This window comes from Sunxiuqinia indica, from assembly GCF_009847015.1.
GTDB lineage: Bacteria > Bacteroidota > Bacteroidia > Bacteroidales > Prolixibacteraceae > Sunxiuqinia > Sunxiuqinia indica.
Window position 1 is genome coordinate 296740 of the sequence record NZ_WVEM01000002.1, and the last position, 9203, is coordinate 305942.

The following is a 9203-nucleotide window of genomic DNA, read 5'->3' on the forward strand; positions in this document are numbered from 1 at the left end:
TTAACTTGGGAAGCGAAATTTTTAAAGCGGTAATTAAATCTTCAAAAAAATCAATAATGGGTAATCGTACAAAATTTCCAAAGGTTTTTTGGGTGGCCAACTCGATCGAAGTGCTTGAGCGTTTTGCGTATTATGGTATTTATATGAGTTTCGGTATTTATTTGGGTGAACTTGGTTTTTCGAAAGGAGACCTGGGCGTCATTCAAAGTATTTTTCTGGCACTTTCGTATCTGATACCCTTATTTTCTGGCACATTTGCTGATCGGTATGGATTTAAGAAGATGTTGATTATTTCGTACATGGCGTATCTTCCTGCCATTTTATTACTGATTTTAACGCAGACGTTCAGCGGAATTGCTCTGACCATGCTGACCATTGGATTTGCTGCCGGTATTTTTAAACCACTGATTTCATCAACTATTCGAGCAACGACAGATTCGACAAATAAAACACTGGGATTTGGCATCTTTTATCAGATGGTGAATCTTGGCGCATCAGTTGGACCAATAGTTATGGGGAAACTGAGGGGCTGGTCGTGGGACTATGTTTTTTATACTGCTGCAGCTACGGTGGGGCTGATGTTTATTATTACGCTGCTTTTTTACAATGAACCAGAGCGCGAGCTTGAAGGTGTCACTTTAAAAAAGAAGTTCAGAGACATGGGAGAAGCCTTATCCGACATTAAGTTTCTGAGTTTTCTGGTGTTGTTGGGGGTCTTCTTTTGGTTGCCGTTTTGGGCGTTTTTCAATGTATTGGCTGTTTATATTAACGATTATCTGGATACCGCTTCGTTATATGAATCTGTCCGAATGGTGCTGGGAACAGGCATTACTCGATTTATTTCGAGTCAGGATAGTGGAGTTTGGCGGATTAACGCTGAAGCTATTTCGCATACCGGTTATATTATCATTGTATTTCAGTTGGCTATTTCCCGTATTTTTGAGAAACGCGGTGCTATATCTTCATTTTTATTTGGTTTGGTAGTGGCTGCTTCAGGTTTTGTTGTGCTTGGCTTATCGGTTACTATGGCCAGTGGCTTGGTCTTTCTGGGCGTCTTTCTGTTTGCTGTTGGCGAAATGATTTCAGCACCACGAATTCAGGAATATATTATGTGGATTGCTCCCAAAGAAAAAGCTGGCTTGTATATGGGAACCAATTTTCTGGCTACTTTTATTGGTGCTGTCTTAAGTGGACTTTATACCTGGTTAATGGGAATCTATGAGGCATCCGGTCATCCAGAATACATCATGTATACGTTGACTGTTCATATATTGATAGGACTTCTTGCGATCTATCTTTTTATTCGAAGAGTTGGTGAGTTCCAGGAGAGAACGGAGTAGTTAGTGAGTTTCAGGCTTGTTTTTGTTTTTAGTCCCTTTCCAAATAAACAAGATTATTCGATGCAAATGAGGTTAAGATTGAGCGCTTTTCTAAAAGGGTGAAGGTCGGTTTTTTTTGTGAGTGGGCTAATGAGTTTATTATTCGGTTTTAAGTTCCTTTGCTTACCCTTCGAAAACCGCCAAAGGAGGAATTTTGACAATGCTATTTTTTTAATTCAAACATGTGTATATTTGCATGTATGGATAAAATGGAATTTAAAAAATTGGAGATTCAGCCTGAAGGTAGTTGGGTAAAACGGACACTATTATCGCAACATGGAAAAAAAACCTTGCTTTATATTGGACTGGGAGCCGTAGCAGGACTAATGCTCTATTTATTGAGCAAAGAAAATCCTATTTCTAACATCAGTATTGCTGAATTAGCTCAAAATATGTTTTTCGGTGGTTTCTTTGGCTTTTTTATAACCAATAGCCCTTGTGCAAGAGGTAAATGCTAAATTGGTTTTTGTATGCAGTTTCGGGTCTTGAATTGATGGATTATTAAATAGTATTCGGACTCAACTTGTTTTTAAAGGCTCTATGGTTGTGCTTTATTGTTATAAAAAACTGAGTAGGCATTATTCGTTTTTTTTTCTTTCGCCTGAAAACCAGTTAATGGAAAAACTCAGCAATGACGATTTATAATTATTTAAGCGTCGGTCATTATTGGCCTAGATGTGCTTTTATTTTTTGCTCAATCTCCAGGGTTAACTCTTTAATATCACGCCCTGCAGGATCAATCGGGGGAAGAACAGTGAATGTTAGCTTATTTCCAAAATTGAGCGGGAAATAACCTTTTTCCATCAGCTTGCTGTTTCCGTCAATGACATAGGGGACAATCCAGGCCGAAGGTGCGGCACGTAACAAAGATGCAATGCCGGCTGGCTGAAAACTCTTTACCTTACCGGTTTTACTTCGCGTTCCCTCTGGGAAAATGCTGGCACAATAGTTTTCCTTTTCAATGTGTTTTCCCAGCTTCATAATTTCAACAATGGATTGTCGCCCATTCGAACGATCAATCAAGGCAGATCCTCCATGCTTCAGATTATATGAAATGCTCGGAATTCCTTTTCCTAACTCCTTTTTAGACACAAACTTGGGATGATGCTTGCGAAAGCCCCATACAATGGATGGAATATCAATCGTGCACTGGTGGTTTGACACGATAATGAATGGACGTCCCTGGGGCAGCAGGTGAAATCCCCGATACCGAATTCTGGAACCCATAATCACCAAGCTGTAAACCAAAATAAAATTAAGGACATCTACTGATTTTTTTCTTAAATGATAACCTCCAATCCAGCGACAAACAACCTGAATAGGATGAAATACTAAAAGCGATAGTCCGAATATCAATAAATAAACCGGAGATAGTAAATAGCCGAGTATAGTCTTCATGATTACATCGAATTTGATTGCACAAAAGAACAAAAAATACATGAATTGACCTTGGAATTTATTTTCGCACTCCAATTAATTAGAGTCAAATCAATTTGGAGTATTTATCATATTCAATCCGAATCATGATTTTACCCCATGAAAAAAACAGGATAGAAGCCAATTTCAAAAACAGCACATATGTTCTTTTGGCTTAAGATTAAGATAATGTTATTTCAAGCTTTAATTTTGGAAGAAGAAGACAGGTGAACTTTAAATATGTAGACATTTGCATATCTATTTATTAAGATGTTTTTAGTAGAAGAATTGAATTAATTCATATCAAAAAATGGCAAAATATATTATAGTTGGAGGAGTTGCCGGAGGTGCAACCACTGCTGCCCGTTTACGAAGACTGGACGAACATGCAGAGATTATCATGTTCGAACGAGGGCAAAATATTTCCTACGCCAATTGTGGTCTGCCTTATTACATCGGAGGAACAATTGCCGAACGGGACAAACTGTTGGTTCAAACTCCCGAAAGCTTCAAGGCTCGTTTAAATGTTGACGTTCGGGTGCTGCAGGAAGTCACCAAAATCAATCGTCAACAAAAGACGGTTGAAGTAGTCAATCACCAAACAAAAGAGAGCTACACCGAAGCTTACGACAAGTTAGTTGTGTCGCCCGGAGCCGAGCCTGTAAAACCACCAATCTCGGGAATCAACGATCCATCGATTTTCACTCTTCGCAATGTTGCTGACACCGACAAAATCAAATCATTTTGCGACGAGCAAAAGCCACAGCGGGCAGTCGTTATTGGTGCCGGTTTTATTGGGTTAGAAATGGCCGAGAACCTTCACAAACTGGGGATGAACGTTACAATTGTTGAAATGGCCAGCCAGGTGATGGCGCCACTCGACTATGAAATGGCAGCAGAAGTTCACCAGCACTTGAAAACCAAGGAAGTCGAATTTTACCTGAAAGATGGTGTAAACTCGTTTACGCGTTCGGCCAATCACATCGCAGTACAGCTTCAATCCGGAAGACAAATTGAAACCGACATGGTTATTTTGTCAATTGGAGTGCGCCCCGAAACACAATTAATCGAGGAAGCAGGCCTGGAGTTGGCTGAAAACGGTGGTATAAAAGTCAATGAGTACCTTCAAACTGAAGATGAATCAATTTACGCTTTAGGCGATGCCATTGCTTTTCCACACCCGATAACCGGTAAATATGTAAATACCTACCTCGCCGGACCTGCCAACAAACAAGGACGCATTGTGGCCGATAACCTGGTTATGGGCAACACCCGGAAATACAGAGGTGCTATTGCCACCGCCATTGCCAAGGTTTTCGATATTACCGCTGCATCAACCGGATTATCGGCCAAGGCACTGAAGCGTGAAGGCATTGAATACACGTCGAATATTATCCACGGCTCATCGCACGCCGGATACTATCCCGGAGCTTTGCCATACACCTTGAAAATTCTATTCCACCCAACAACAGGTAAGCTTTATGGAGCACAAATGATTGGCTACAAAGGCATCGACAAGCGCATTGATCTGATTGCAACCGTTTTGTTGAACAACGGCACAATTTACGATCTGCAGGATATTGAACATGCCTATGCACCGCCTTATTCCTCGGCAAAAGACCCGGTAAACCAGGCAGGCTACGTGGCCGAAAATATCATTACCGGCCGCATGAAAAACATCAACTGGGTTGAAGTGAGCAAACTGCATGGGCCACAAATCTGCCTGCTCGATGTTCGTACGCCTGCCGAACACGCCTTGGGGCATATTGAAGGTTCGATCAATATTGAAGTTGATAAAATACGCGAACGCCTCAGCGAAGTCCCACGCGATAAGAAAATCATTGTCTACTGCGGGGTTGGAATTCGCGGCTATTTTGCCTGTCGTATCTTGATGCAAAACGGAATCAACGAAGTGTATAACCTGAGTGGTGGTTACAAAACCTACGAACATACCACCTGCAAACAAAGCAATGAAGACATTTTCGAGTCGAGTTACATTGCGAAAGACGATCATATTTACCGCGGAAAACCGGAGACGAATCCACCAATCGCCGCGCCACTGGCCAGCCATGTAAAAACGATTGAAGTAGATGCTTGCGGATTGCAATGTCCGGGGCCGGTACTCAAGCTAAAAACAGAAATGGCCGCCTTGAAACCGGGCGAACGCCTGATTCAGAAAGCCAGTGATCCGGGATTTTTCAAAGACGTCAAATCGTGGTGCAACATGACGGGCAATAAGCTGGTTACGCTGGATTCGAACGAAGGAATTATTACGGCAGTCATTGAAAAAGGTGGCGAAGCACAACCGCAACAAACCAATGGAACACCTGTTTCGGTACAACTGCCTAAAAACAAAACCATGGTGGTTTTCAGCGATGATATGGACCGTGCGTTAGCTTCTTTGGTTATTGCCAATGGTGCCGCGTCAATGGGAAAACAGGTTACCCTGTTCTTCACCTTTTGGGGACTCAACATCATCAAAAAAACCGACAAGCCTAAAACCGAAAAAGACTTGATGGGTAAAATGTTTGGCAAGATGATGCCTGAAAACGCGGGCAAACTAAAGCTTTCTAAAATGAATATGATGGGCATGGGGGCCCTGATGATGAAAAAGCGCATGCTATCCAAACGGGTGGACTCCATTGAAGATATGATTAAAACAGCTTTGGATAACGATGTTAGAATGATCGCCTGCCAAATGTCGATGGACGTGATGGGTGTGAATGCCGAAGAGTTGATCGATGGCGTTGAGATTGGTGGAGTAGCCACGTATCTGGAAGAAGCCGAACAATCCAATTTAAACTTGTTTATTTAATTGCTCGATAATCGTTTTATAACGCCACTCTTTATTTGGAGAGTGGCGTTTTTTTGTTGTGAACAACAAGTGCCCTTCCTGAAAAATCCATACCTTTCGGCATCCAATAAAAAGGGTACAAAAAATGGATTATCGGGATGAAGTTTTTTTAGCTGTTGCTGAAAACCTTAGTTTTTCGAAAGCTGCCGAGGCCTTGTTTATCAGCCAGCCGGCCGTAACCAAGCATATCAAAGAGCTGGAAAGCAAGCTGAACAGTGCCTTGTTCGAGCGCAAGGGAAACAAAGTTTACCTCACCAAAGCCGGCAAGCTGGCCTATCTTCATCTCAAACAAATTAAGCAACGCTACCACGAGCTGGAGTTTGAACTGAGTCGGTTGAACGACGATTACAAAGGCTCACTCCGCATTGGAGCCAGCTCCACCATTTCGCAATACCTGATCCCGGGTGTGTTGGCTGCGTTCCACCAACGCTTTCCGCAAATCAAGCTCGACTTGTTCAACGGCAACTCGTTCAGCATGGAGCAAAAGTTGCTGAACCAGGAAATTGACTTGGCCTTGGTTGAAAACGATTCCTCACAAAGCAATATTCGCTATCTTGATTTTCTGGAAGATGAAATTGTGGTCGTTAGCGGCATCAACAGCGTTTACGGGAAACGGAAAAATTTGTCGCTGGCCGATTTACAACAGATCCCCATTGTACTGCGCGAACGAGGTTCGGGAACGCTGGAGGTGATTCAGCATGCTCTGAAAAAGCATAAAATTGAACTGGACAAACTCAACATTCTGATTCACCTGGGAAGCACGGAAGCGATTAAAAACTTCCTGGTCAATTTCGAAGGGATTGCCTTTGTATCGGAAAAAGCCATCGATAAAGAACGACAGCTGAAAACCATTGTCCGCCTCAACATCAAAGAGCTAACCATTTCCAGGAAGCTGCGCATTGCCGTTCGCCAGGGACCGGAAAACAGCACACAGCAGCTGTTTCGGAATTTTCTGATGCAGTACCAATTTTAGAATCTGCCACACGACTGCAAGTCTGTCCACCACCTTCTTTCGACGATCTTAAAGGATTATAAAAACAACCAATTGTTATAATCTTTGGTTATCGAATATAAGTTTTTAGTATTTGATTTAACTATGTCAAAACGCCACCTTTGTAACCGTTAAAACAAGCCAGCTACGGTTATGAAACAAACAAAATACATTCAACTGATATACGGAATAGCGATTGCAACCTGCTTTTTGCCATTTATAACTCCAGCGGTAGCCTTGCTTGGCGGTATCGGATTATCCTTAGTCGGCATACGACATCCAAACATTCATAAGCATACTGCGCGGGTATTGCAAGCTTCCATCGTACTAATGGGCTTTGGCATGAACCTCACGCTGGCCGTACAAGCCAGTAAAACCGGACTTCTGCTAACAGCCGGTTCGGTTGTCCTTACAATTGGCATGGGGCTGTTGTTGGGGAAACTACTTCGGGTTGAGTCAAAGATAAGCTGGTTGATCGCCTCGGGAACGGCTATTTGCGGAGGAAGTGCCATTGCAGCAGTTGCTCCTGTTCTTCATGCCAAAAACTACCAGATCTCCTTTTCGTTGGTAGTCATTTTTATTTTAAATGCCATTGCGCTGATGATCTTCCCCCTGATTGGTCACTACTTTCACCTTAGCCAGGAAAGCTTCGGCTTTTGGTCAGCCATTGCCATTCACGATACCAGTTCGGTGGTTGGAGCAGGTGCATCGTACGGTGCAAAAGCCCTGGAAGTGGCCACAGCTGTAAAGCTCACCCGGGCGTTGTGGATCATTCCACTATCGATCGTCATCGCCCTGTTTAATAAAGACGAGAAAAGAAGGAAACTCAGCATCCCCTGGTTTATTGGCTTGTTTGTTATCGCCATTCTTGTTGCGCATTTCATTCCGGCCTGGCAACCCACTTACACTCACCTGAGTTGGTTGGGTAAGCGAGGAATGGTTATCGCCTTGCTGCTCATTGGTTCCAATATTTCTATGGCCGAAGCTAAAAAAGCAGGTTCCCGGAGTTTTATACTGGGTATTTTATTGTGGCTGTTTATTGGTGGTCTGTCACTGTTCGTACTTCGCATGCACCTGCTTGGTATTTAACCTTGGTGAATCCAGATCGAATACAAGTGTAAATTGCTTAGCCTGTTATTTCAACAACAAAAACATTGTCTAAATTTGCCTGTCTGAAAATAGAAGCGCATGAAACGAGCATGTAAAGGCCATCATACACAGGAGAATCATTATAAGCGAGTTCTATCGAATACCGTTGAAAATTTTAATTTATAATGAGATGAAAATAATTTACACACTTATCGTATTAATTATCGGCTGTTTACTGGCGATTCAGGGAAGTATAAACACACAACTAACCACTTTTTTAAAGCATCCACTACAAGGTGCCTTGGTTAATTTTGTGGTTGGATCGATTTGTTTGATCGGCCTCAACCTGCTATTTCGCACCCAGACACCAGACTGGGGAACACTGAAAACCGCTCCGTGGCACTTGTTTGTTGGAGGGGTGCTGGGGGCTATTTTCGTGTCGTCGGTCATTTTCTTTATTCCGAAAATCGGGGTCACCACTGTGCTTGCCGCCTCAATCGGGGGGCAGCTTATTGCCTCATCAATCATTGATCATTTTGGCTTTTTTGGTCTCACGGCTCAGCCAATCTCTCCGGGAAGGATTGCCGGCATCTTATTGCTGATGGCAGGTGTTTTTCTCATACAGCGCTAGCAAACCCGGTAATGCCCGGAATGGGATGCTCGTCATCCTGCTTGCCAGCTACAAAACAGGCATGGAATACACACGCTGCGCAAGAGCTTCATCGCTCTGCCACACAGAATAGACATGTTGCCCTTTGGGATAATAGAGATTCTCGAACGCAGAATGATTATTCCATAGGAAATATCGATGATTCCGAAGGAAATAATCTTGCTGACCTTTGGAATAGCTTTGCTGCCATACGGAATTATCTTTCTGCGCCGTGTCAGAAGGCCTCTGCGCTATGGAATGAGAGCAATTCCCAACATCAAAAAACAACAGAGGTCCTGTAGATAAGGGGTTTCAGAGAAATTGACTCCTGCGCTCCCGCGCGATTGTATCGCGTGGTTATTCTTAAACACCACACGAAAGGATTCGTGCGGTAGCCGGGGGTTATCGGTAAGCTTCGGTGTTAACTTTTTCATAATTACTCGACTTTTTACGTCATGCTATTCTAGTCTGAGACAAATCCGGGTTTTGCCCTGCTTATTCCTTATTTTGAATGAAATTAAATTATAGCTACTGGCATAACTTACATTCCTAATTTGCTACCTTGGAACGGTTAAACGCTAAATACACAACCGATGAACCAAAACGCCCGACTTCCAGCTTGTGAGATCCAAAAATCTACTGGACTTAATATCCGAATTCGAAATCTTGTTCCCGCACGATTGGATCGCGTGATTATTCTTTAACACCACACGAAAGGATTCGTGCGGTAGCCGGGGGTTATCGGTAAGCTTCGGTGTTAACTTTTTCATAATTACTCGACTTTTTACGTCATGCTATTCTAGTCTGAGACAAATCCGGGTTTTG

At 42.9% G+C, this 9203-nt stretch carries 7 protein-coding genes; 6 read left to right on the forward strand and 1 reads right to left on the reverse strand.

The window, feature by feature from the left end; genetic code table 11:
- The first annotated feature begins 56 nt into the window (after positions 1-56).
- Positions 57-1340, forward strand: coding sequence for an MFS transporter (locus GR929_RS04570; RefSeq protein WP_159517749.1), 1284 nt, complete (start codon positions 57-59; stop codon positions 1338-1340).
- Between the two features lie 239 nt (positions 1341-1579).
- Positions 1580-1837, forward strand: a complete 258-nt coding sequence (locus GR929_RS04575) for a hypothetical protein (RefSeq protein WP_159517750.1) — start codon at positions 1580-1582, stop codon at positions 1835-1837.
- A gap of 205 nt (positions 1838-2042) precedes the next feature.
- Here GR929_RS04575 and GR929_RS04580 read toward each other — a convergent pair whose 3' ends face one another.
- Positions 2043-2777, reverse strand: coding sequence for a lysophospholipid acyltransferase family protein (locus GR929_RS04580; protein WP_159517751.1), 735 nt, complete (start codon positions 2775-2777; stop codon positions 2043-2045).
- Between the two features lie 328 nt (positions 2778-3105).
- Here GR929_RS04580 and GR929_RS04585 point away from each other — a divergent pair, with 328 nt between their 5' ends.
- The 4 genes from GR929_RS04585 to GR929_RS04600 all read left to right on the forward strand — a co-directional run bounded on the left by GR929_RS04585 (position 3106) and on the right by GR929_RS04600 (position 8360).
- Positions 3106-5610 (forward strand): CoA-disulfide reductase, encoded by a 2505-nt coding sequence (locus GR929_RS04585; RefSeq protein WP_159517752.1) that lies wholly within the window; start codon positions 3106-3108, stop codon positions 5608-5610.
- 124 nt (positions 5611-5734) lie between these two features.
- On the forward strand, positions 5735-6622 hold the full coding sequence (locus tag GR929_RS04590) for a LysR family transcriptional regulator (RefSeq protein WP_159517753.1): 888 nt from the start codon (positions 5735-5737) through the stop codon (positions 6620-6622).
- A gap of 171 nt (positions 6623-6793) precedes the next feature.
- Positions 6794-7729, forward strand: coding sequence for a YeiH family protein (locus GR929_RS04595; RefSeq protein ID WP_159517754.1), 936 nt, complete (start codon positions 6794-6796; stop codon positions 7727-7729).
- Between the two features lie 190 nt (positions 7730-7919).
- Positions 7920-8360 carry a DMT family transporter gene (locus tag GR929_RS04600; protein ID WP_159517755.1) on the forward strand — a complete coding sequence of 147 codons (441 nt, stop codon included), beginning with the start codon at positions 7920-7922 and terminating at the stop codon, positions 8358-8360.
- The last annotated feature ends 843 nt before the right edge of the window (positions 8361-9203 follow it).